Origin of the sequence: Cobetia sp. 3AK, assembly GCF_029846335.1 — a bacterium.
In the GTDB taxonomy this organism is placed as follows: domain Bacteria; phylum Pseudomonadota; class Gammaproteobacteria; order Pseudomonadales; family Halomonadaceae; genus Cobetia; species Cobetia marina.
In genome coordinates this window covers 1-22,575 of sequence record NZ_JARWKR010000010.1, presented here as the reverse complement: position 1 = coordinate 22,575, position 22,575 = coordinate 1, and the positions used below count along the sequence as shown (strand labels likewise).

22 protein-coding genes are annotated in these 22,575 nt (G+C 62.5%); 7 read left to right on the top strand and 15 right to left on the bottom strand.

Going from position 1 to position 22,575, the window contains the following annotated elements; all coding sequences use genetic code 11:
* Positions 1-37: 37 nt before the first annotated feature.
* Both QD228_RS13815 and nadB read left to right on the top strand, forming a co-directional pair.
* A complete protein-coding gene (locus tag QD228_RS13815; protein ID WP_279875896.1) occupies positions 38-1,285 on the top strand; it encodes an FUSC family protein in 1,248 nt (415 codons plus the stop codon).
* Positions 1,282-3,015: an L-aspartate oxidase gene (gene nadB / locus QD228_RS13810; RefSeq protein WP_279875895.1), complete on the top strand. Its 1,734-nt coding sequence runs from the start codon at positions 1,282-1,284 to the stop codon at positions 3,013-3,015. The genes QD228_RS13815 and nadB overlap by 4 nt, the downstream gene beginning before the upstream one ends.
* Here nadB and QD228_RS13805 read toward each other — a convergent pair whose 3' ends face one another.
* Together QD228_RS13805 and QD228_RS13800 are read right to left on the bottom strand one after the other, a co-directional pair.
* The gene (locus QD228_RS13805; protein WP_279875894.1) at positions 3,016-3,804 is read right to left on the bottom strand and encodes a hypothetical protein; all 789 of its coding nucleotides are present in this window, start codon (positions 3,802-3,804) and stop codon (positions 3,016-3,018) included. It abuts the gene before it with no gap.
* A complete protein-coding gene (locus QD228_RS13800) occupies positions 3,764-4,039 on the bottom strand; it encodes a succinate dehydrogenase assembly factor 2 (protein WP_077374619.1) in 276 nt (91 codons plus the stop codon). Before QD228_RS13800 ends, QD228_RS13805 begins: the two co-directional genes overlap by 41 nt.
* A 268-nt stretch (positions 4,040-4,307) precedes the next feature.
* Here QD228_RS13800 and QD228_RS13795 point away from each other — a divergent pair, with 268 nt between their 5' ends.
* The 3 genes from QD228_RS13795 to lapB all read left to right on the top strand — a co-directional run bounded on the left by QD228_RS13795 (position 4,308) and on the right by lapB (position 6,208).
* On the top strand, positions 4,308-4,604 hold the full coding sequence (locus QD228_RS13795; RefSeq protein ID WP_077374621.1) for an integration host factor subunit beta: 297 nt from the start codon (positions 4,308-4,310) through the stop codon (positions 4,602-4,604).
* Between the two features lie 119 nt (positions 4,605-4,723).
* The gene (locus QD228_RS13790; RefSeq protein ID WP_077374623.1) at positions 4,724-5,029 is read left to right on the top strand and encodes a LapA family protein; all 306 of its coding nucleotides are present in this window, start codon (positions 4,724-4,726) and stop codon (positions 5,027-5,029) included.
* A complete protein-coding gene (lapB, locus tag QD228_RS13785; RefSeq protein ID WP_084208132.1) occupies positions 5,030-6,208 on the top strand; it encodes a lipopolysaccharide assembly protein LapB in 1,179 nt (392 codons plus the stop codon).
* Between the two features lie 170 nt (positions 6,209-6,378).
* Here the strand turns inward: lapB and QD228_RS13780 are convergent, their stop codons facing one another.
* Positions 6,379-7,836 carry a sodium-dependent transporter gene (locus QD228_RS13780; protein ID WP_176493405.1) on the bottom strand — a complete coding sequence of 486 codons (1,458 nt, stop codon included), beginning with the start codon at positions 7,834-7,836 and terminating at the stop codon, positions 6,379-6,381.
* Positions 7,837-8,244: 408 nt separating this feature from the next.
* Here QD228_RS13780 and QD228_RS13775 point away from each other — a divergent pair, with 408 nt between their 5' ends.
* Positions 8,245-8,898 (top strand): TrkA family potassium uptake protein, encoded by a 654-nt coding sequence (locus QD228_RS13775; RefSeq protein ID WP_077374629.1) that lies wholly within the window; start codon positions 8,245-8,247, stop codon positions 8,896-8,898.
* The gene (locus QD228_RS13770) at positions 8,895-10,289 is read left to right on the top strand and encodes a TrkH family potassium uptake protein (protein WP_240704230.1); all 1,395 of its coding nucleotides are present in this window, start codon (positions 8,895-8,897) and stop codon (positions 10,287-10,289) included. Before QD228_RS13775 ends, QD228_RS13770 begins: the two co-directional genes overlap by 4 nt.
* Before the next feature lie 138 nt (positions 10,290-10,427).
* Here QD228_RS13770 and ihfA read toward each other — a convergent pair whose 3' ends face one another.
* The 12 genes from ihfA to QD228_RS13710 all read right to left on the bottom strand — a co-directional run.
* Complete coding sequence (ihfA, locus tag QD228_RS13765; RefSeq protein ID WP_103751403.1) at positions 10,428-10,790, bottom strand: integration host factor subunit alpha; 363 nt, start codon at positions 10,788-10,790, stop codon at positions 10,428-10,430.
* A gap of 26 nt (positions 10,791-10,816) precedes the next feature.
* Positions 10,817-13,201, bottom strand: coding sequence for a phenylalanine--tRNA ligase subunit beta (gene pheT / locus QD228_RS13760; RefSeq protein ID WP_279875893.1), 2,385 nt, complete (start codon positions 13,199-13,201; stop codon positions 10,817-10,819).
* Positions 13,202-13,257: 56 nt separating this feature from the next.
* Entirely contained in the window at positions 13,258-14,277 is a 1,020-nt protein-coding gene (gene pheS / locus QD228_RS13755; protein ID WP_176493407.1) for a phenylalanine--tRNA ligase subunit alpha, read from the bottom strand.
* Positions 14,278-14,635: 358 nt separating this feature from the next.
* The gene (rplT, locus tag QD228_RS13750; RefSeq protein WP_043335644.1) at positions 14,636-14,989 is read right to left on the bottom strand and encodes a 50S ribosomal protein L20; all 354 of its coding nucleotides are present in this window, start codon (positions 14,987-14,989) and stop codon (positions 14,636-14,638) included.
* A 45-nt stretch (positions 14,990-15,034) separates the two neighbouring features.
* Positions 15,035-15,229 carry a 50S ribosomal protein L35 gene (rpmI, locus tag QD228_RS13745; RefSeq protein ID WP_043335648.1) on the bottom strand — a complete coding sequence of 65 codons (195 nt, stop codon included), beginning with the start codon at positions 15,227-15,229 and terminating at the stop codon, positions 15,035-15,037.
* Positions 15,230-15,329: 100 nt separating this feature from the next.
* Positions 15,330-15,869, bottom strand: a complete 540-nt coding sequence (gene infC / locus QD228_RS13740; RefSeq protein ID WP_077374638.1) for a translation initiation factor IF-3 — start codon at positions 15,867-15,869, stop codon at positions 15,330-15,332.
* A gap of 34 nt (positions 15,870-15,903) precedes the next feature.
* The gene (gene thrS / locus QD228_RS13735) at positions 15,904-17,802 is read right to left on the bottom strand and encodes a threonine--tRNA ligase (RefSeq protein ID WP_084208127.1); all 1,899 of its coding nucleotides are present in this window, start codon (positions 17,800-17,802) and stop codon (positions 15,904-15,906) included.
* Positions 17,803-18,147: 345 nt separating this feature from the next.
* Positions 18,148-19,023 (bottom strand): OmpA family protein, encoded by an 876-nt coding sequence (locus QD228_RS13730; RefSeq protein WP_065392602.1) that lies wholly within the window; start codon positions 19,021-19,023, stop codon positions 18,148-18,150.
* A gap of 278 nt (positions 19,024-19,301) precedes the next feature.
* Positions 19,302-20,456 (bottom strand): amidohydrolase, encoded by a 1,155-nt coding sequence (locus QD228_RS13725; protein ID WP_191237488.1) that lies wholly within the window; start codon positions 20,454-20,456, stop codon positions 19,302-19,304.
* Positions 20,457-20,567: 111 nt separating this feature from the next.
* Entirely contained in the window at positions 20,568-21,080 is a 513-nt protein-coding gene (locus tag QD228_RS13720) for a DUF2489 domain-containing protein (RefSeq protein WP_077374644.1), read from the bottom strand.
* Between the two features lie 155 nt (positions 21,081-21,235).
* Positions 21,236-22,378, bottom strand: a complete 1,143-nt coding sequence (locus tag QD228_RS13715; protein WP_077374646.1) for a glycosyltransferase family 4 protein — start codon at positions 22,376-22,378, stop codon at positions 21,236-21,238.
* On the bottom strand, positions 22,375-22,575 hold a 201-nt coding region (locus QD228_RS13710), incomplete at its 5' end, for a UDP-glucose/GDP-mannose dehydrogenase family protein (RefSeq protein ID WP_279875892.1). The genes QD228_RS13715 and QD228_RS13710, both read right to left, overlap by 4 nt.

Below are 22,575 nucleotides of genomic sequence, written 5' to 3'. Positions count from 1 at the left end.
TCACTCCCGGTCTTGTCATTCGCGAGGGGGAATCGGCATGAACTGGCTATCGCACAATCCCTACTTCACCTATCTGCACCGCCAGCGCCTGCATATCCTGCGGGTCACCGTCGCCCTGACGCTCTGTTTCAGCATCATCGAGCTGTTCGATCTGCCGCACAGCTCCTGGGCACTGGTCAGCACCGTGATGGTGATGGGCAATCTGCCCCACGTCGGCGGCGTGCTCGACAAGGGCTCGCAGCGCCTGCTCGGCACGCTGCTGGGGGGACTCTGGGGGCTGATCCTGATACTGGTCGCGGACCCGCTGACCGGCGTGGTGCCCATCTGGAGCATGGTCGGCATCGCGCTGGCGCTCAATGCCACCTTCAGCAATCGCTATGGCTACAGCTCGCTGCTGTTCTGCGTCACCCTGCTGATGGTGGTGGGCGATGGCAATCATGATCTCGGGATCGCCCTGTGGCGCGTCTTCAACGTGGTACTGGGCACCTTGATCAGTATCGTGGTCAGCCTGGTCCTGCTGCCCCAGAAGGCGACGGATGTCTTCCGCTTCCTGCTGGCCGACAACCTCGACAAGCTGGCGCGGCTCTACCACAACCACACCAATGCAGAGCGTTCCAGCATCGAGGAAACGCTCAATCTGGTGCGCGCCACCTCCGCCCAGCTGGTCAAGCAGCGTGGACTGGTGGATGCCGTGGTGCGTGAGGGCCGGATCCAGCGCGGTGATATCGAGGAGATCCTGTCGTTCGAGCGGCGCATGATCTCGACCATCGAGCTGCTGCAGGAAACCCACTGGAATACGCGAGAAGGTCATGAGTTCATCGAAGGACTCGAGGGCCTGCGCGATGCCCAGCACCGACTGGCTCGTGCCCTCGGCACGCTGGCCTTCCAGGTGCGTACCGGCCAGCACATCGAGCTGACGGTGACCCCGTTCGACCTGCAGCGCTACGCCGAGGTACGCAATGTCGAGAGCCGCAAAGGACGTGCCCTGTTCAGTCCGGCAGGCTATCTGTGGCTGAATCGTGAACTCGCGCGCCTGACGGAAGCCTTGGGGGAGCGGCTGTCCCTGCTGGAACGTCTGCCCAGCGAGCGCCTGCAACGGCGCCTGCCGGGCCATGGCCTGATCAGTGATGCCCGCCGGATCTTCCTGCCGGAGGACCCGACCCCGGGCGAGACAGCCGTCCCGAAAGACTCTGACAGCGACGGCACGCCCTCAGCCACGCCCTCAACCACGCCCGGTGACACGCCCGGTGACACGCCCGGTGACACGCCAAGGAAAGACGCATGAGCACAGCGCATGACATCACTGCCACCAGTGACCACGATGTCCTGATCGTGGGCGGCGGTGCGGCCGGCCTGACCCTTGCGCTCAGCCTGGCCAATCAGCCGTCATCCGCGTCGCGCTCGCGCCGCGTGACGCTGCTGCGTCCGGCGCGGGAGGCCCAGGGCGCCAGCCGCTGGGCTCAGGGCGGCATCGCGGCGGTACTGGCCCCGGAGGATGACGTGGAATCGCATGTCGCCGATACGCTGATCGCGGGGGACGGCCTGTGCAACGAGCGAGCGGTGCGCTTTACCGTCGGACATTCCCGCGAGGCCATCGAGTGGTTGATCGGGCTTGGCGTCCCCTTCACGCCAGCCGAAGCCGATGCCAGCTATCCCTATCACCTCACCCGGGAAGGCGGCCACGGCCGGCGACGCATCATCCATGCGGCCGACGCCACGGGGCGGGCGCTGCTGGAAACGCTCAGTCAGCATGTCGAGTCACATCCTGCCATCGAGGTGCTCGATGACCTGCTCGCCGTGGACATCGAGGTGAAGGGGGCCCAGGTCGCGGGACTGCGGGTCATCGATGGCACCGGCCAGCAACGCTTGCTGACGGTACGCGACCTGGTATTGGCCACGGGCGGTGCCAGCGGCCTGTTTGCGCATGCCACCAGCCCCAGCGCCAGCGTCGGGGATGGCATGGCGATGGCCGTGCGTGCCGGTGCCAGCCTGATGAATCTGGAGTTCCAGCAGTTTCACCCTACCTGTCTGTACGACCCGGCCGGAACGCCGTTCCTGATCTCGGAAGCCGTGCGCGGCGAAGGTGGCCTGTTGAAGCGCCCCGATGGCCATCGCTTCATGCTGGATCACGACCCTCGCCTGGAGCTGGCACCACGCGACGTGGTGGCGCGCGCCATCCTCGCCGAGATGCGCGCTCACGGGCTGGATCACGTCCATCTTGATATCAGTGCGCTGGGATCCGCGGCCATCCATCATCACTTCCCGACCATCCTGGCGCATTGCCGGGAGCGTGGCATCGACATCACCCGAGCCCCGATTCCCGTGGTACCGGCAGCACATTACAGCTGCGGCGGAATCGCCACCGAATTGAATGGCGCGAGTGATCTGGCAGGACTGTGGGCCATCGGCGAAGTGGCCTGTACAGGACTTCACGGGGCCAATCGCATGGCCAGCAACTCATTGCTGGAATGCCTGGTGCAGGCGCGCGCCTGCGGCGAGGCGCTCACCGAGCGCGAATCGGCGCCCGACACCTGGCCAGTGGCGCAGGCGCTCACAACGAGCGTGCTGCCTGAACGAGGACAGCTGCCTCCCCGCCAGCAGGCACTATTGACCCGGCTGAAAGACAGGCATGCACTCTGGCAGCACGTGATGTGCCTGGAGAATCGCGAAGCGGATGAGCGGCTCACGGCGTTGCGGCGCCTGATGAGCCTGCAGGCGGGCATCGAGCGTAGCCAGCAGGGACTGGAAGCGGCACTGGATCAGATGGCGGCCTGGCTGGCCTGTGAGCCCCCTCATTCGTCAGAGCGCGCTCATTCCTCTGAACTCTCCCGGCAAGGCAGGCACTCAGGGGCCAGCGCAGGTGTCACTCACCTGGCCCTGTATCAGGCGCTGACTCTGGCGCCGCTGTTGTTGATCAGCGCTCACCAACGTCATGAATCACGTGGGCTCCACTTCGTGCGCGATTACCCCATGCCGGCACCGCGTGCACGTGACAGCGTGATTCACCTCAGATGATCATTGGCGGCGATCAGTCGCGATACGGGCCATCAGCGGCTCGATGGCAGGCGGCTGTCGTGGCATGTCGTGGGCGAGAGGTGGCCACAGCAGCCACAGTCGCAGCCGATGCAGCTGGGCTGGAGGTGCGCTGTCTGGCCATAGCCACAGAGTACGTGAGCGCTCACCGGGGCACGTGAGGCGCAGGCCCACCAGTCGCGGCGAACACCACAGGCGCGTGACGCCGACTCGCTGCCAGCCACCGGAGTTCGCGTCGGCCCACCACCAGCAAAGGCGCATCTCGGGGTGCCGCCTGCGCGTCTCGTCGAGTGATGCCGGTGAGCGAGGACTTTCCTCTTCGGCTTCGTCGTGCGCCAGTTCGCCCTCCTCACCTGTCTCCGTCTCTGCCTCTGGCATGGCGGCCAGCCCCGAGCGCTCCGCCCCTTCCCCCACGGGCTCCGCCCCGAGCGCCAGCCACCATACCTCCCGATGCCGGTCACGGCGATGCCACCACCACCAGGCTTCCACCCCCTGCAAGACCCCGCCTGTGGTCAGCATGGCCATGACGGCCGAATGGATGTTCAAAGGCGGCATCATGCCCCAGAAAGCACAATGCTCCGCCTCGAAAGGCAGAGCATCATGGGTGCGGCAGGCCCACCAGGCATCCAGGCCGGAAGGTCCTGCAAGGCGAGCGAACAGCCACGTCATCAGCACGAGGCTGCACGCCAGCAGTATCAGGCGCAGAATCGCCTGAGCATGCAGGGCCTGTTCAGAGGCCCTTGAACTGATCGCGTTCGCCATGTTCTGCATTGGCGATCACCATGTCGATCAGGCGCTGATAGTCCTCATTGCCACACGGATCCCGCTTCATCAGCCACACGAAGAGATCCTGATCCTCTTCCGCGAGCAGTTCCACGTAGAGGGCCTTGTCCTGCTCACTCAACGCATCGAAGCGCTGCTCGAGAAAAGGCAACAGCAGCAGATCGAGTTCCCACATGCCGCGGCGGGAGTGCCAGTGAAGGCGCTTGCGAATCATCTCATCCATTGCCCGAACCTCAGTCGTCACATCAATGCCGGCAGTATACCCGAGGGGGAGTCTGGCAGCATCCGTTGACCCTTTGCCACGACAGGAATTGGCAATCCATGTCGTGATGGGCAATGATGTTCGTAGTGCGTTGTTTTCTCAGGATTTGCCCATTATGCTGAGGAGATAACAATCACAAGGATGCGGGGGTCCGTCAGACGACAAGAGGTCATCTGACAGCCGCATCACGATCACCCTTCCCGCAAGGGTGCAGGCATGGAGAGATCCGATGACCAAGTCCGAGCTGATCGAACAGATAGCCATGCGACAGCCTGAGTTGTCGCTCAAGGATGTAGAAGCCGCCGTTCGCATCATCCTCGATGATGTCACTGATGCGCTGGCCCACGGGGGGCGCGTGGAGATTCGCGGGTTCGGCAGCTTCTCGCTGCACTACCGTGAGCCGCGTCTGGGACGCAACCCGAAGACCGGAGAGCCCGTCCAGCTGGACGGCAAGTTCGTCCCGCACTTCAAACCGGGCAAGGAACTGCGCGAACAGGTCGATGCCAGCCGCGCGCTCGGCTACTGAGCCCACAAGGCATCGGCCTGGCCTCAGGCCGCACGGCTGACGTCGAGACTCACGGCTTGCCCGGTGATACACTCGCCAGGCGATGATTCACGACTGCATTTCATGACAAGGAAACCGTTATGCGCTGGCTAAAAGGTCTCGTTCTGGCCGTGATCCTGCTGATCGTTCTGCTGGTCGGCATCCTGTTTGCCGTTCACAACCAGCAAACCGTGCCTCTCGACCTCATCTGGCTCGAGCTGCCGGCTGCCTCACTTTCCATGTGGCTGCTGTTTTCACTGGCCATCGGCGTCGTGCTCGGCATGATCGCCATGACCGGCATGTATCTGCGCCTGCGCACGCTGTTGACCCGCGCGCAGCGCCGCAACCAGCAGCAACGCAAGGAACTGGACCAGCTGCGCATCCAGGAGATCAAGGAAGTGGCATAAATGCCTGACCTGATACTGCTGGGACTGCTGATGGCCGCCATTGCCATCGGGTTCTGGCTGGGGCGACGTGATCGTCGCCCCACTACGCAAACTCCCGCCCCTGCCACCTTGTCCCGCGACTATTTCGTTGGCCTCAATCATCTGCTCAACGAGCAGCCTGATCGCGCCATCGAAACCTTCGTACAGGCCTTGGAAGTCAACAGCGACACGGTCGATACCCACATCGCGCTGGGTAACCTGTACCGCAGTCGCGGGGAGGTCGACCGCGCCGTCAAGATCCACCAGAATCTGCTGGCACGCCCGGCCCTCGACAGCGAGCAGGGCGAACGCGTACAGCTGGAACTGGCCCGCGACTTCATGCGCAGCGGTGTCTACGACCGCGCCGAGAAGCTGCTGGAAACCCTCCTCAAGCAGGCCCAGCACGATGACCATCGTCGCGCTGGCCGACGCCTCCTGATCGACCTGCTCGAGCGTGAGCGAGAATGGGAGGCTGCCCTCGAGGTCGCGCACCCCATCCTGCGTCAGGAAGGTGGCATCCGACGCGCCGCCGCCCACTGGCACTGCGAACTGGCGGCCCTCGATATCCTCGAAGGCAGTCAGGCGGTGGCGCGCAAGCGCCTCAAGCAGGCACTCTCCACGGATGAGAAGTGTGTGCGCGCCAACTGGATGCTGGCCGAGATCGAATACGAGCATGCCAACTACAAGCAGAGCATTCGCCTGCTGCAGCGCATTCCGCGTCAGGACACCGGTTTCACTCCCATCATTCTCGAACCGCTCGGCAAGGCATTCCACATGCTGGACGACGAAAGCGGACTGGTGCGCTATCTGCAGCAGGAAGTCGAGCGCGGCCCCTATACCACCACGGTGGTCAGTCTCGCCCAGTTGATCGAGCGCCGGGAAGGAGTCGAGGCCGCCGTCAGCTTCGCCAGCGAGCAATTGCATCGTCACCCCAGCCTGCGGGGCGTCGACTATCTGCTCGACCTGTACCTGCTGGATGCCGATGAGCGCGAGACCCAGCGCTTCAGCCTGCTCAAGCGCCATACCCAGCAGCTGATCGAGGCACGCCCTCGCCATCGCTGCCACCGCTGCGGATTCGAGGCCTCGATGCTGCTGTGGCAATGCCCGAAATGTCGCCACTGGGGTACCGTCAAGCCGATCACCGGACTGGAGGGCGAATGAGCCCCCGCGTTCCGTGACTCGCTCATCTGGACCAGCCCGTCAGTTCAAGCCCGTCAGACCAAGCACGTCAGACCAAGCACGCCCGAGCAGAAGGCGAGACGCCCCCGCCGCTTTCGCGACGGGGGCGTCTCGTCATTTCAGGGCCTGAAAGCCCTCGACTCTCTGGCTTGTCAGGCGACGCGAGGCCCACGCAGACGCGGTGACAGCGTCTCTCCTGCCCCGCAGGCCAGCACGATGGCCCCCAGGAAATACGGCCAGTCCTCTAGACTCAGGGCCGCCACGCCAAGCGCATCAATGAAGATCGCCACGATGCAGATCGGGCTGACATAGCGAATCATGAACAGCCAGATACGGTAGCCTCCCTCACTCAGATCCAGCTCATCGCGCAACATGCTGCTCTTGAAGACAAAGCCGGCCAGCAGCGCCATGGCAATGCCACCGATCGGCATCATCCAGCGCGAGGTCAGGTAATCCAGCCAGTCGAAGAAGTGCTTGCCGGCCAGGGTCCAGTCCGCGCCCAGATTGAAGGACAGCATCGCGAACATCGCGACCAGCCACAACACGCTTCCGGCAAGCCACGATGCCTTGGTGCGACTCATGTTGCGGTTCTCGCACAGCCAGGCGACGGTGGCCTCGATCATCGAGATCGCGGAGGTCAAGGCGGCAATGGAGAGCATGGCGAAGAACAGTACCCCGAACAGCTGACCGAAGGGCATCTGGTTGAAGGCCACCGGTAGGCTCATGAAGATCAGCCCCGGACCGGAGGACGGGTCCATGCCATTGGCGAAGATGATCGGGAAGATCGCGAGTCCCGCCATCAGCGCCACCAGCGTATCGGCGATCGCGACCGTGAAGGTGGTGCGAGCGATGGAGGTCCCTGACGGCAGATAGGAGCCGTAGGTCAGGATGGCGCCGGAGGCCAGCGACAGGGTGAAGAAGGCATGCCCCAGCGCGGCCAGCACGCCCTCACTGCTCAATCGAGAGACATCGAAGTCGAACAGGAAGTGGAAGCCTGCCGAGAAGTTGCCGGAGGTCAGGGCGTAACCGATCATGATCAACAGCATGATCACCATGCCCGGCATCATCCAGCGCACGCTCTTCTCGACCCCCTCCTGCACGCCACGCCCGACGATCAGCATCGTCACTACCGTCACCAGCGTCGCCCAGCCACCCAGTGCCCAGGGATTGGCGTTGCCAGCCTCGAAGATACCGCCCAGCTCAGCGACGCCATGTCCGGACAGCGACCCGCTGGCCATCTTCCACAGGTAGCTGAAGGACCACCCCGCGACCACGACATAGAACGACAGGATCATGAAGCCGGCCAGCATCGCCATCCAACCGAAGACCTTCCACAGCGGGCTGGCCCCCGCTTCCCGGGCCAGGTTGGCGATCGCCTCGATGGGGCTGCCGCGACCACGACGCCCGAAGGCGATCTCCGCCATCATCACGGGCACGCCCACGGCGAGAATGCAGGCCAGATACACCAGCACGAAGGCGCCTCCGCCATATTCACCGGTGATATAGGGAAACTTCCAGATATTGCCCAGCCCTACCGCGGAACCGGTAGCTGCAAGGATGAACCCCCAGCGACTGATCCAGAGATTCTTGGGTTGCTGTCTTGCCGTCATGGAATACCTTACGAGTTATTGTTGTGAGCCAGTGGTGATCGACGCAACGCCTTGCCGTCTCGGGTGCTCACGCAGACCATTTTACTGATAAGAAGGATGTTCGTCCGCGATTCCTGTGGAAAATCCCCATACGCACCTCGCAAAACGTCTGCGATAGCGCCATTACCAAGCGACGCCATCCACTCTACATCAGCCACTGCTAATTGGTAACATTTGAAACGACCATCAGAGCAGGCGCTTGCCAAGGGTAATCCCTGTCGGGCGAGGATCAGTGCGGAAGCCGACATCGACGAGTCACTGGAGTAAGCTCATCCATGAGCGCACCTGAAAGCGCTAGCGGCAGAGCCTCGGAATTCGCTGAGCTGACAGGTATCTCGCCCTCTCAAGCAGCGCAGACAAGGAGTCGTCATGCATCGTCAATTCGCGGTGATCGGACTGGGGTATTTCGGTAGTACCGTCGCGCGGGAGCTCAGGCGCCACGACCATGAAGTGCTCGGCGTGGATCTCGATGAGAAACGTCTCAATGCCATGGCGGACCTGCTCAATCAGGCCGTCATTGCCGACCCGACCGATGAGCATGCCCTGCGTGAGCTTGGCCTCGAACAGTTCGATGCCGTGTTGATCGATCTGGCCGACTCGATGGAGCAGAGCCTGATCTGCGCGCTGCTGGCCAAGGAACTCGGTGCCAGGGAACTGTGGGTCAAGGCGACCTCGGATGCGCATCACAAGCTGCTCAGCCGTCTGGGCGTGGATCACATCGTGCACCCGGAGTACGACCTGGGCGTGCGGGTGGCGGAAAGCCTCGCCTATCACGCCATGGTCGACTTCATCCACCTGGGCGATCACCAGTTCGTGGTCGAGCTGGAGGTCAGCGAGCGTCTGTGCGATGACTGCCAACAGCTCGATCAGCTCCCCATCGATGAGGACATCAGCGTGATCGCCTTGCGCAAGGGCGCGACACTCGATCGCAAGCCTTCCGGCAGTACGCAGCTGTCCGCTGGCGATCATCTGGTACTGATCGGCGAACTGAGCGCGCTGCGCAAGCTGGGGGCCCATCTGTGAGGCAGCGCTACCGACGCTATCTTCGCCCCCTGACCCGTGGCCCACGTGGCCCCATCATCCACCTGTCGCCTCCGGAGATCCTGCTGGGCGGCTTTCTGGGACTCAGCATGCTGGGGGCCTGCCTGCTGAAACTGCCGGGCATGCATCAGGAGGGCCTCAGCTGGCTGTCGGCACTGTTTACCGCCACCTCGGCGGTGACCGTCACCGGGCTTTCCGTCACCCCGCTCAGCGAGTTCACCTTCGCCGGGCAGGCCGTCGTGCTGGTATTGATCCAGCTTGGCGGCCTCGGTTTCATGACCATCGCCGCCCTGTCACTGGTGATGCTGGGGCAACGACTGCCGATGCATCAGACCAGCCTGCTGCGTGAAGCGCTCAACCGCAGCAGCTCACGCGAGATCGGCCGACTGCTCAGGGTCATCACCGCCTTTGCGGTGACACTTGAACTGGGCGGCGCTCTGCTGCTGGCGCTCGAATGGGTGCCACGCCATGGTTGGGGACGCGGCATGTGGCTGAGCCTCTTCCACTCGGTCTCGGCCTTCAACAATGCCGGCTTCACCCTGTGGCCGGACAGCCTGTTGCGCGAATCCCGCAACCCGCTGGTCGCAAGCGTCATCAGCCTGCTCTTCATGACGGGTGGAATCGGCTTTGCCGTGATCGGCGAACTGCGCGAGCGCAGGCGTGAGCATGGGTGGCGCGTGCTGCTGCACCCCTCACGCTTCTCCGTACAGACACGCCTGGTGCTGGAAGCCACCATCGCACTCAACCTGTTGAGCCTGGTGGTGATACTGGCGCTTGAATGGGGCAACCCCGATACCCTGGCAGGCATGCGTGATCATGGCGAACGCTTCATCTCGGCAGCCTTCATGGCAGTGACGCCCCGTACCGCCGGCTTCAGCATGTTCGATACCTCCGCGATGACACAGGCCTCGACCCTCTGGACCATGGCGATGATGTTCATCGGCGGCGGGAGTGGCTCGACGGCCAGTGGCATCAAGATCACCACCTTCGTGGTGCTGCTGCTGACCACTCGCGCCTTCCTGCGCCAGAGACACTCACCGACCCTGCATGGCCGCCGTATCGGAGACGAGACTGTCTTCAAGGCCATCGCCGTGGCCTTGGCCGGCATGCTGTTGATCTTCAGCATGCTGTTCGGGCTGACCATCACCGACCCCGACCACGACTTCCGATCATTGGCCTTCGAGACGGTCTCGGCGTTCGGCACCGTGGGACTGAGCCTGGGGGTGACGCCGGAGCTTTCCGCTCCCGGACAGTGGTTGATCATCATCACCATGCTGCTGGGACGCACCGGCCCGCTGGCACTGGGTTACCTGCTGGCGACCCGCAGCCGTCCCGGCGTCAGCTATGCACGCACCGAACTCTCCATCGGCTAGGCAGCACGACTTGTCTGACGCACTTTCTCTCCCCCTGAACGACGAAAGCCCCGATGCAGGGCATCGGGGCTTTTCACTCGAACGACAGGAGCGGCGAAGCTGTCAATGGCTCAACGGCAACGGCTTCGACCAGCGACCTCAGTGATCATCGTCATCATGATGATCATCGTGGTCGTCATGCTCCTCAAGGCGCTGATGGGTATGGCCTTCGCCATCGTACTCATCCACCCGAGCCTTGAGTTTCTGGCCAGGACGGAAGGTCACCACGCGACGCGCGGAGATCGGAATCTCCTCGCCTGTCTTGGGATTGCGCCCCGGACGCTCGCGTTTGTCACGCAGATCGAAGTTGCCGAAACCGGACAGCTTCACCTGTTCGTTCTCACGCAGGCAGCCACGAATCTCATCGAAGAAGACTTCGACCATCGACTTGGCTTCGCGCTTGGACATGCCAAGCTCTGCATGGAGATGCTCGGCGAGTTCCGCCTTGGTCAACGCTCCCATGTCCGCTCCCTCGTTCAAGTGGCGACTCATGCTCTCAGCGCCGCCCCGAAACGTGTGTGGCCATCGGCGACGATCGCATCGACTAACTGATTGATTTCCTCATCATTCAGCGTGCGCGAAGGATGCTGCCAGGTCAAGCCCAGAGCGAGCGACTTGTGACCATCGGCTACCCCCTGGCCCTGATAGACGTCAAACAGGCGCAGATCCGTCAGCCATTCCCCGGCTTGCGAGCGGATGGCGTCGAGCAGCGATTGCACGTGCACGCCCTCTTCGACCACGAAGGCCAGGTCACGACGCACTTCCGGATACCTGGAGAGCGGTGTAAAGCGCGGCAGACGGCCCGCACAAGCAGCGGCCAGCGTGATCTCGAACACGAACACCTCGACCTTCAGGCCGAGTTCGGCACGCGCCGCCGGGTGCAAAGCCCCCATCCAGCCTGCCGGCTCGCCGTTGTAGAACAGCTGAGCGGACTGACCCGGATGAAGCGCCGGATGCTCGGCAGCCTCGAAACGCCAGGCATCCAGGTTGCCGCCCAGTGCCAGCAGTGCCTCGACATCGCCCTTGAGATCGAAGAAGTCGACCTTGTCACGACCGCCATTCCAGCCTTCCGGCAGACGTGCGCCGGTGATCAGGCCACCGATCATCGGTGTCTGCTCGAGGGAGTCCAGCTCACCACGGAACACAAGCCCGGTCTCGAACAGGCGCACGCGCGACTGCTGACGATTGAGGTTGTGACTCAGTGCCTTGACCAGCCCCGGCAGCAGCGAGCTGCGCATCACGGCCATGTCGCTGGAAATCGGGTTGGCCAGTGCCGGCGCCACCCCGTGCGGGTCCAGCGTCTTCTGCAGCTCAGGGGCGACGAAGCTGTAGCTGATCGCTTCCTGATAGCCCCGCGCCACCAGCTGACGACGCAGACTGGTCAGCGGCTGGGTGGTCTCATTGGCCACGGCCGGTGCCAGGCGCGCGTTCGGGCGGCTGACCGGCAGATTGTTGTAGCCGTGGATGCGCGCCAGCTCCTCGATCAGGTCAGCCTCGATGCTGACATCGAAACGCCAGCTCGGCACCGTCACCTGCCACTGGCTCTCGCCATCGGCCACGACCTGCATGCCCAGACGCTCGAGGATCTCGACGATCTCGGCATCCGGCAATGCCATGCCCAGCGTGCGCTCGACACTGGCGCCGCTCAGGCTGACGACGGCGGCCTTGGGCAGCGCTGCGTCGCTTGCGACCTCGATGATCGGGCCCGGCTTGCCGCCGGTGATCTCGAGCAGCAGAGCCGTCGCCCGCTCGATGGCATCACGCTGCAGCTGCGCGTCCACACCCCGCTCGAAACGATGCGAGCTGTCGGTGTGCAGGCCATAGCTGCGCGCCTTGCCAGCCACGCTCAACGGCGCGAAGAAGGCCGACTCGAAGAAGATGTCGCGCGTCTCGCCGTTCACGCCACTGCCTTCGCCGCCCATCACGCCAGCGATGGCCAGCGGGCCCTTCTCGTCGGCGATGACCAGGGTGTCGTCACGTAGCGCGACTTCCTGACCGTCGAGCAGCGTCAGCGGCTCTTCAGCGGCCGCCATGCGCACCTCGATGCCACCGTTCAGGCGCGCCAGATCGAAGGCGTGCATCGGCTGACCGAGCTCCAGCAGCACGTAGTTGGTGACGTCGACGACGGGGTCGATGCTGCGGATACCACTGCGGCGCAGACGCTCCTCGAGCCATAGCGGGGTGGTCGCGGCGACATTGACGTCGCGCACCACACGCCCCAGATAGCGCGGGCAGGCCTGCGGCGCACTGACGGTGACCGGGAAGGTGTCGTCGATCTGGGCCGCGACCGGCTCGATGCTCGGTGCCGTGACGGCAAGACGATTGAGCACACCGACTTCGCGTGCCAGGCCCTTGACGCTCAGGCAGTCACCGCGGTTCGGGGTCAGATCGACCTCGATGGCGTTGTCGTCGAGGTTCAGGAAGTCACGGGCATCACGGCCCACCGGCGCATCCGCGGCCAGCACCATGATGCCGTCAGAGGCTTCCGCCTCCAGACCCAGCTCGGAGGCACCGCAGATCATGCCGCGGGATTCGACACCGCGCAGCTTGGCCTTGCGAATCTTGAAGTCACCCGGAAGCTTCGCGCCGACCTGGGCGAAGAGCACCTTCTGACCGGCGGCGACATTCGGCGCGCCACACACGACCTGCACCAGCGCACCGCTGCCATCATCCACCTGGCAAACATTGAGGCGATCGGCCTCCGGATGCGGTTGCTTGTCCTTGACCTCGGCCACGACCACACCGGTGAACTCACCGGCGACCGGTTCGATACCATCGACTTCCAGACCAGCCATGGTGACCTGATCGGCCAGCTGCTGGGTGCTCAGTTCCGGCGACACCCACTCACGCAGCCACTGTTCGGAAAATTTCATCTTGCTGTCCTGTTCCGTAAGTTCACGCCCTCAAGGCGCGATACGTGAATGAGTGCCTAGCTGAACTGGCGAAGGAAACGCAGGTCGTTCTCGAAGAACAACCGCAGGTCGTTGACGCCGTAACGCAACATCGCCAGACGCTCCGCGCCCATGCCGAAGGCGAAGCCGCGGAAGCGCTCGCTATCGATACCGGAGTGACGGAAGACTTCCGGATGCACCATGCCGCACCCCATCACCTCGAGCCAGCCGGTGTGGGAGCAGACACGACAGCCGTCACCGGCGCACATCACGCACTGGATATCGACTTCAGCGGACGGTTCGGTGAACGGGAAGTAGGACGGACGGAAGCGGACTTCCAGATCATCACGCTCGAAGAAGGCATGCAGGAACTCTTCGACGGTGCCCTTGAGGTCGGCGAAGCTGACATTCTCGTCGACCAGCAGACCCTCGACCTGATGGAACATCGGGGTATGGGTCAGGTCAGAGTCGCAGCGATAGACACGACCCGGGCAGACGATGCGCAGCGGCGGTTCACTGGCCTTCATGCTGCGCACCTGCACCGGCGAGGTATGCGTACGCAGCAGACGCGTGGCGTCGAAGTAGAACGTATCGTGCATCGCACGTGCCGGGTGATGCGACGGGATGTTCAGCGCTTCGAAGTTGTGGTGGTCATCTTCGATCTCCGGGCCTTCGGCAACCCCGTAGCCGATGTGCGCGAAGAAGCTCTCGATGCGCTCAAGCGTGCGCGTCACCGGGTGCAGGCCACCCACTGGTTCGCCGCGTCCCGGCAAGGTGACGTCGACGCGTTCAGCAGCCAGTCGTGCATTGAGCGCTGCCGTTTCCAGCGCGGTACGACGCGCTTCCAGCTCGCCGTTCAGCAGCTGCTTGGCTTCGTTGATGGTCTCACCGGCCTTGGGACGCTCTTCGGGGGACAGTTTGCCCAACCCCTTGAGCAGCGCGGTGATCTCGCCCTTCTTGCCCAGAAAGCGTACCCGCACCTCATCGAGGGTCTGGACGTCTCCGGCCGCCTGGATCGCGGTGCGTGCTTCGTCCACCAGGGTGGAAAGATGTTCCATCCGTTCAGCTCCGATCGCTTGAGTCATCGACGTGGTAGAGCCCACGTCAATGGAAGTCGCGCCGACCCGAAGATCGGCAGGGAGAACGCTCCGTCCGCGGTGAGTCACACAGACGGTCGCGCCCTTGCCAGAGTCCGGCCCGATCCGCGGCCAGCCTCATTCATGTTCGCGCTGGCACCTCTCCCGAAATCCGAGGGAGACACCAAACAAAAACAGGGGAAGAGCGGCTGCTCTTCCCCTGTGACGTAACACGTCATCTCGATGCCACCTGAGCTGCCCAATGCAAGCATTCGACAGTCGCGCCTCGACTCACCACTCGCGTGGCTGGCCGGTGCCGGGCGACATCTGATCCGGTCACTTACTGAGCAGCCTTGGCCTTCTCGACGATGGCAGCAAAGGCAGCTTTTTCGTGAACCGCGATATCGGCGAGGACCTTGCGGTCGATCTCGATATTGGCCTTCTTCAGGCCAGCGATGAAGCGGCTGTAAGACATGCCATTGATGCGGGCCGCAGCGTTGATACGCGCGATCCACAGGGCACGGAACTGACGCTTGCGGACACGACGGTCACGGTAAGCGTACTGGCCGGCCTTGATGACAGCCTGCTTGGCTACGCGGAAGACGCGTGAACGCGCTCCGTAGTAACCCTTGGCCTGCTTCATGATCTTCTTGTGACGGCGACGTGCGACGACGCCACGCTTGACGCGGGACATAGCGTACTCCTGATATTAAGAAAGTTGGACCGAGGTAAGGACGGCTTACAGGTTCGGCAGCATGCGCTGGATCAGCGCCTTGTCTGCAGCGTGAACCTGCTTCATGCCACGCAGCTGACGCTTACGCTTGGTCGACTTCTTGGTCAGGATGTGGCTACGGAAGGACTGCTTGTGCTTGAAGCCGTTGGCAGTCTTCTTGAAGCGCTTGGCAGCGCCGCGGTTAGTCTTGATCTTCGGCATGAGTATTAACTCCGCTCGGTTTCTTGAGAAAATCCAAGGCCGACAAAAAGAGCCACGCCCGCAAGCGTGACCCTGATATGTCCGTTCTACTGCCTGTGGATCACTTCTTTTTCGGCGCGAGAATCATGATCATCTGACGGCCTTCCATTTTCGGGAAGGACTCGACGGTCACGAGTTCACCGAGGTCGCCGGCGATACGTTCCATCAGCTTGCGGCCGATGTCCTGATGCGCCATTTCACGACCACGGAAGCGCAAGGTAACCTTGCCCTTGTCTCCGCCTTCGATGAAGCGAGTCAGGTTACGCAGCTTGACCTGATAATCGCCTTCATCGGTACCAGGACGGAATTTGACTTCCTTGACCTGGATTTGCTTCTGCTTCTTCTTCTGAAGATTCTTCTGTTTCTTCTCATCGAAAAGAAACTTGCCGTAATCCATGATCTTGCAGACGATGGGATCGGCATTGGAAATCTGGACGAGGTCGAGCCCTGCCTCTTCGGCCTTGGTGAGCGCTTCTTTCGTCGGCACTACGCCGACCTGCTCTCCATCTGCGTCGATGAGGCGGACTTCGTCCGCACGAATACGGTCATTGATGGGAGCCCGCTTTTCCTGGGGGCGTCCGCGCTGATTATTCCGCTTGATCGTTGCGTCTCCGTTTGGCTGAAATTCGTTACTGTCAGACCTGTTCTTCCTTCAGGCGTTCCATGAATTCTGAAACTTTCATGGTGCCGAGGTCTTCACCGGAACGGGTTCTGACAGCTACTGCATCAGCTTCCACTTCCTTGTCGCCGACGACGATGAGGTAAGGAACCTTCTGCAGAGTATGCTCACGGATTTTAAAGCCGATCTTCTCGTTCCTCAAGTCTGCTTTGACACGGATGTCATGTTTCTCGAGGCGAGAGACCAGATCCTTGGCATATTCTGCCTGGGAATCCGTGATGTTCATCACGACAATCTGCTCCGGGGCGAGCCAGAAAGGCATCGCGCCAGCGTGGTGCTCGATCAGTATGCCGAGGAAGCGCTCGAAGGAGCCGAGAATCGCACGGTGCAACATGACCGGAGTGCGACGCTCACCGCTTTCATCGACGAACTGGGCACTGAGACGCTCAGGCAGATTGAAGTCGAGCTGTAGCGTACCACATTGCCAGACACGATTCAGGCAATCTCGCAGGGAGAATTCAATCTTTGGTCCATAGAAGGCGCCTTCGCCCGGCTGAAGCTCCCACGGCAGGCCGGTCGCATCCAGTGCCGCCTGCAGGCCAGCCTCGGCCTTGTCCCAGGCTTCCGGCTCACCGATGAACGACTCGGGGCGTGTCGAGAGCTTGAGCTCGACATCCTCGAAGCCGAACTGACGATAGACTTCCAGCGTCAGTCGGATGAAGTCTTCCGCCTCGGACTGCACCTGATCATCGGTACAGAAGATGTGAGCATCGTCCTGAGTGAAACCACGCACACGCATCAGGCCGTGCAGAGAGCCTGAAGGCTCGTTGCGATGACAGGAGCCGAACTCGGCCAGACGCAGCGGCAGGTCGCGGTAGCTCTTGAGCCCCTGATTGAAGACCTGGACGTGGCACGGGCAGTTCATCGGCTTGACGGCGTACTCGCGCTTCTCGGACTCGGTGGTGAACATCAGCTCGTTGTAATGCCCCCAGTGCCCGGACTTCTTCCAGAGCGAAAGATCGACGACCTGAGGGGTCTTGATCTCCTGGTAGCCGTTGGCTCGCTGGATCCGGCGCATGTACTGCTCGAGCACCTGATACATGGTCCAGCCATTCGGGTGCCAGAACACCATGCCCGGTGCCTCTTCCTGCATGTGGAAGAGATCCAGCTTCTTGGCCAGCTTGCGGTGGTCGCGCTTCTCGGCTTCCTCGAGACGCTTGAGGTAGGCCTTGAGCTGCTTCTTGTCCGGCCAGGCGGTGCCATAGATACGCGTCAGCATCGGCTTGGTGGAATCACCACGCCAGTAGGCACCTGCCAGCTTGAGCAGCTGGAAGTGCTTCAGGTGACGCGTGTTCGGCACGTGCGGGCCACGGCACATGTCGGTGTATTCTTCATGGTGATACAGGCGGATGGTATCGCCCTCACCGATGCCTTCGATGATTTCCTGCTTGTACGGCTCTTCACGCTTCTCGAAAGCGGCCATGGCCTCGTCACGCGAGACGTACTCGCGGACCACGTCGTACTCGCTGTCGATCAGCTGCTTCATGCGCTTCTCGATGGACTCGAGGTCTTCCGGCGTCACGGAGCGACCGAAATCGATGTCGTAATAGAAACCGTCATCGATGACCGGACCGATGGCCATCTTGGCATCCGGATAGAGCTGCTTGACGGCATGACCGATCAAGTGGGCGCAGGAGTGACGGATCACGTCCAGGCCTTCGGCATCACGGGCCGTGAGAATGGCGACGTCAGCATCTTCGGTGATCATGTCGGCGGCATCGACTTCGACGCCGTTGATCTTGCCGGCGACACACGCCTTGGCAAGGCCGGGACCGATGGATTCGGCCAGCTGCATCACGGAAATCGGAGTATCGAAGGTACGCTGGCTGCCGTCAGGCAGGGTAACGATAGGCATGAAGGAATCCTTGCATTCAGTGGTGGCCCTTACCAAGGGTCACGTGAAGCGAATTTAGCCGAGCGCCCGGGGCGTCGGCTCGATGGGGTGGTACGGATCATGGACGGAACGGTTGCCGTCCCCGGCCTACGATGCCAGGGGAAGCTGCCGTGATGGCGCAGAGCGCTGACGCGCCGGCCACACATCACGGACGCACGGACCGATGGCCCATGATCGAGACAAGACCTTAGCAGCCCACTCAAATAGCGTAAAGACACACCCATGAGCAGGTACATGATCCTGAAGGGGGAAACGCAGACGGGGCGCCCGAAGGCGCCCCGTCTGATTCAGCTTACCGCGATGGGCTTACTTGACTTCAGCAAGCTCGACGCGACGGTTTTCAGCACGACCTGCAGCGGTGTCGTTGCTGGCAACCGGCTGCTCTTCACCGTAACCCATGGTTTCCATGCGGTTGGAACCGACACCTTCAGAGGCCAGGTACGCCTTGACGGAGTCAGCACGCTTCTGGGAGAGCTGCTTGTTGTAGGAGTCAGAACCCACGGAATCAGTGTGACCTTCGATACGGACACGAACGTTCTCGTTGGACACCAGCTTGGCAGCCACACCGTTCAGCACTTGCTCAGCGCCGGAGGTCAGCTTGGCGGAGTCGAACTCGAAGTTCACGTCGCGCAGCACGAGGTCAGCGACACAGCCCAGGGCGTTGACCTTGGCACCTGCCGGAGTGTTCGGGCACTGGTCCTGGTAGTCCGGCACGCCGTCACCATCGGAATCCAGCGGGCAGCCTTTCGCGTCAACAGTGACGCCGGCCGGGGTACCCGGGCACTGGTCCTTGTAGTCAGCAACGCCGTCACCGTCGGTGTCCAGCGGGCAGCCTTTCGCATCGACTGCGACGCCTGCCGGAGTACCCGGGCATTCGTCACGATCGTTCGGCACGCCATCGCCGTCGTCGTCCATGGACTTCGGAGCGTCGTCAGCACACAGCAGTGCACCGGCAGTCGCGCCGCCCACGGCACCCAGAGAAGCGCCGGTGTCTTCGTCGCTGTCGCCAGAGACGCCGTAACCAATCCCCCCACCGATCAGGCCACCGGCCAGACCGCAGACGAACGGCTGGCTGTACCACGGCTTCTCAGCGGATGAGGACTGGGAAGCAGAGCTTGCACAGCCAGACAGGCCAACAACCAATGCAGACCCCAGAACCAGGCCAGTCGTAGATCTTTTCATGTAAGACTCCTTCTTTACACAGCGCTATTTGTAACGGGGTGTTACGCAGCGGCTCCGAGTATAAGAGCCGAACTCGTTACGGTGAAAGGAATTTTATATACCTCATCCCTTTAGAAGAAAGCACATCTGAGTGCGTCCTTCCAGCTCTGATCGGGTCTGTTTCCCTTGAAAACGGTACCGATCCTCATGCATACGTTGAAGGAAAACAGTGTTTTTTGCAACGTCGAAAAACTTTGACACTACCTGTATCATTTAAGAGACGCTGTAAAAGTCACGATTCATGCACCGTTCAGGTGGTGACGCACCAGTCCCTCGAAGAGCGCGACACCCGGCAAGATCAGGTCATCCGGGAAATCATAGCGGGGATGATGGAGTCCCGGGAGCGCTTCACCGGCCCCCAGCGTGAACATGGCGGCATGGCATTCTCGCCCCAGCACTCCGAAATCTTCCGACCAGCGATGTGCCTGATCCAGCTCATGACAGGGCTGCCCCACCTGCGCCGCCACGCGACGAATCACCGCGTTCGCCTCAGCCGAATTCCAAGTCGCCTCAAAGGCATCGCACCAGTCCACCTCGATGCCGAGATGGTCCTCTTCCGCCTCACTGCGAGCCAATGAGACCGCCGCCTCGGCGAGGGCCTTCATCATGTCGTTGCTTTCCGTGCGCAGGGTCGCCATCACCTCGGCATCCCCCGGCGCGGTGCCGAAGGCGACCTCCCCCAGCCGCGCGTGCACCAGAGTGACCATGGCAAGCCCCGTCTCGTCCGCGAACTGCAGCGGCAGACGAGAGAGTCCCTGCATGATGCGACACATGGCCATGGCGGGACTGCGCCCATTCTCGGGATGGGCTGCGTGGGCGCACAGTCCGGAAAGCCGCACGATCATGCCCCGCGAGGCACAGGTGAAGGCGTCATCACGGACGCTGACCTCTCCCAGCGGCCGCCCCGGCAGATTGTGGCAGGCATAGAGGAAATCCGGCTTGATGGTCTCGAATGCCTTGGTGCGTACCACCGCACGCGCGCCCTCTCCGGTCTCCTCGGCGGGCTGGAACAGCAATACCACCTCGCCCCTGGCTACCGGGCGCCTGGCCAGACGCTGCGCCACTCCCAGCAGCCACGTCATGTGCCCATCGTGACCACAGAGATGGCCGACATGCTGGTGACAGGATGACCAGTCTCCCCGTGGCACCTCATCGATGGGCAACGCATCGAGCTCACAGCGCAACATGACCCGCGGGCCGGGCGCGGCACCGCGGAAGATGGCCGCCAGACCATGCCCCCCCAATCCCGTGACCACCTCGGCGCCTGCCTCTTCCATCCAGCCGGCGATCAGGGCCGAGGTAGCTTCCTCCTGCCCGGACAGCTCCGGTGCCCGATGCAGCGCATGGCGCAGCTCGATCAGTTCAGTTCCCAGCAGCGGGAGCGTATTGTTCATGCCAGCCTCTCAATGGCCTGATACCACCCGAATTCACACGATGCCTTGCGGCTCGTGACCCGCGGGTCCGAAGCGAATGCTCTCCCCGCCCGTGCGCAGCACCCGATGCCGCTATAGCGCCTGACCCAGATCCGTCGGTGCCACGGGCCGTTCACGTCCCAGGTACTCGCGATACCACACCGGCATGCTTTCCAGCACGCATTGCGCTGCCTGCTGAAGAGGCTTGGCCATCTCTTCCTCGACGGCGATGCGCTCCTTGTCCTCTGCCAGTCGCTCACGCGGGCTCAGTGCCTTGCGTGCCGAGTGGGTATGCAGGTGGGACACTCGCCCGTGCAGGGTGCCAAAGGCCCCCAGGACGTCATCCTCTGCCAGCGAGGTATCCAGTATCTCGATCAACACCTTGCAGCGCAGCCCCCCTTCCACGAGGTCCACCTGGCCGGCCTGCATGGCACGGGCAATCGCTTCAAGACTCTCCAGGCAATTGGCGCGTGCACGCGTCAACTCCTCTGCACGCAACGCCTCGCGCTTCCTCACCTCACGGCGCAACTTGAGCGCATAGGCCGTCAGACCGGCGATGATGATGAGTGCAATGACGATCAGAATGATGCTGGTACTCAGGGACATGCGATTCTCCTGCCGAAATCAAGTGACGAGTATAGGGACTGCGGACGAGACACCCAAGGCGGCGCGATGCCCCAGGGCCCCCCGCGCGATGCCTGACAGAAAAAAAGCCCCGTATCCAGCGGGATACAGGGCTTTCTGTTCAGCAGGTGATTCGCTCAGCGCCCCGCCATCAATGCCTCGAAACTGGCCTTGAGCTTGAGGTTCTGGGCCTGATGGGAGTAGCCCGTGGCAAGTGCGGCCAGGGTTCTGCTCAGCGCATCGGAGTCGCTCTCCAGCAGATGGGTACAGCGCTCGGCCCACTGCGTCGGGCTGGATTGCGCGGCCATCACCAGCGAGGGGTGATCGTCGAGCAACTCGGCCGAGCCGACACGCGCATTGAGCAGTACCGGCGTACCACAGGCCATGGCTTCCAGCGCGACGCGTCCGAATTCCTCGATATGTGCCGGCAGAACGAACAGGTCCAGCGCGCCATAGAGCGTTTCGACCTCGGCGATGGTCGAACGCCAGATCATGCGCTCAGCCACGCCGGCTACCTGTGCCTGCTGCTGGTAGGGCGCGGCATCATCCTTGCCCACCACCAGAAAACGATAGCGTCCGGGGCTGGCCTGCTCCATCAGCGCGGCCATGGCGACGAATCCGGCCACATTGCGCTTGGTGAAGTTCCCTGATGTCACCAGCCCGATCAACTGCTCTTCCCCACTGACGCCAAGCGCCTCACGCTGGGCTTCACGGCCGGCACGTGCACGCTCGGGCGTGAACTGCACCGGGTCATAGCCCGGGTAGCTGATCTCGATCTTGTCCGGCGAGATCGCGTAGCGCTCGACGAGATCATCGCCCATCATGCGCGAATTGACCGCCACCTGACGGAACTTGCCACCGTTGAGCACGTGATCATGGATCGCGGCCACTTCATGATTCTCAGGCAGATCACGGCCATGGATGCACTGTGACGCCAGATGCACGCAGTTGTGCAGATAGACGGTATCCGGGCTCTCGCAATCCCCATGGCTGACCAGCAGGTCCGGCGTGTGGCGACGGGCCCATGCCTGAACCCGACGATTGAACCAGAAGCGCCGATAGGCCCCCTTGAACGGCCAGCGCCACAGACGCACCAGCTCCGCGCCATGCTCCCGCGCCAGCTCAGGCTTGCCACGTTCGGCGAGAATCACCACGCGATACCCCAGCGCGGTCAGGGCGTCCGCCTGCTCGAAGGCGTTGCGACTGGCACCGGTGCTCTTCTCGACCTGACGAATGGCAATCGCGGCCAGCTTTTCTGACCTCGCGAGACCCGCGCTCACGAGGCCTCCGGAGCTTGATGCATGGAATCACCACGGCCGACCGCGTAATACATCAGGCCGGCAGACTTCATGGCGGACGGCTCGAAGAGGTTGCGGCCATCCACCACCACCGGGAAGGCCAGCTGCTGCTTCAACCACTCGCCATCCAGCGTGCGGAATTCCTTCCACTCGGTGCAGATCACCAGCGCATCCGCGCC

Coding starts and splice junctions, on each gene's coding strand:
- rplT (WP_043335644.1), bottom strand. CDS start 14,989: ATGTCCCGCGTCAAGCGTGGCGTCGTCGCACGTCGCCGTCACAAGAAG.
- QD228_RS13805 (WP_279875894.1), bottom strand. CDS start 3,804: ATGCAGAACATGGCGAACGCGATCAGTTCAAGGGCCTCTGAACAGGCC.
- ihfA (WP_103751403.1), bottom strand. CDS start 10,790: ATGGGAGCGTTGACCAAGGCGGAACTCGCCGAGCATCTCCATGCAGAG.
- QD228_RS13730 (WP_065392602.1), bottom strand. CDS start 19,023: ATGAAAAGATCTACGACTGGCCTGGTTCTGGGGTCTGCATTGGTTGTT.
- QD228_RS13780 (WP_176493405.1), bottom strand. CDS start 7,836: ATGACGGCAAGACAGCAACCCAAGAATCTCTGGATCAGTCGCTGGGGG.
- QD228_RS13725 (WP_191237488.1), bottom strand. CDS start 20,456: ATGAACAATACGCTCCCGCTGCTGGGAACTGAACTGATCGAGCTGCGC.
- pheT (WP_279875893.1), bottom strand. CDS start 13,201: ATGAAATTTTCCGAACAGTGGCTGCGTGAGTGGGTGTCGCCGGAACTG.
- rpmI (WP_043335648.1), bottom strand. CDS start 15,229: ATGCCGAAGATCAAGACTAACCGCGGCGCTGCCAAGCGCTTCAAGAAG.
- nadB (WP_279875895.1), top strand. CDS start 1,282: ATGAGCACAGCGCATGACATCACTGCCACCAGTGACCACGATGTCCTG.
- lapB (WP_084208132.1), top strand. CDS start 5,030: ATGCCTGACCTGATACTGCTGGGACTGCTGATGGCCGCCATTGCCATC.
- QD228_RS13775 (WP_077374629.1), top strand. CDS start 8,245: ATGCATCGTCAATTCGCGGTGATCGGACTGGGGTATTTCGGTAGTACC.
- QD228_RS13790 (WP_077374623.1), top strand. CDS start 4,724: ATGCGCTGGCTAAAAGGTCTCGTTCTGGCCGTGATCCTGCTGATCGTT.
- QD228_RS13720 (WP_077374644.1), bottom strand. CDS start 21,080: ATGTCCCTGAGTACCAGCATCATTCTGATCGTCATTGCACTCATCATC.
- pheS (WP_176493407.1), bottom strand. CDS start 14,277: ATGGAACATCTTTCCACCCTGGTGGACGAAGCACGCACCGCGATCCAG.
- QD228_RS13795 (WP_077374621.1), top strand. CDS start 4,308: ATGACCAAGTCCGAGCTGATCGAACAGATAGCCATGCGACAGCCTGAG.
- QD228_RS13800 (WP_077374619.1), bottom strand. CDS start 4,039: ATGGATGAGATGATTCGCAAGCGCCTTCACTGGCACTCCCGCCGCGGC.
- QD228_RS13815 (WP_279875896.1), top strand. CDS start 38: ATGAACTGGCTATCGCACAATCCCTACTTCACCTATCTGCACCGCCAG.
- thrS (WP_084208127.1), bottom strand. CDS start 17,802: ATGCCTATCGTTACCCTGCCTGACGGCAGCCAGCGTACCTTCGATACT.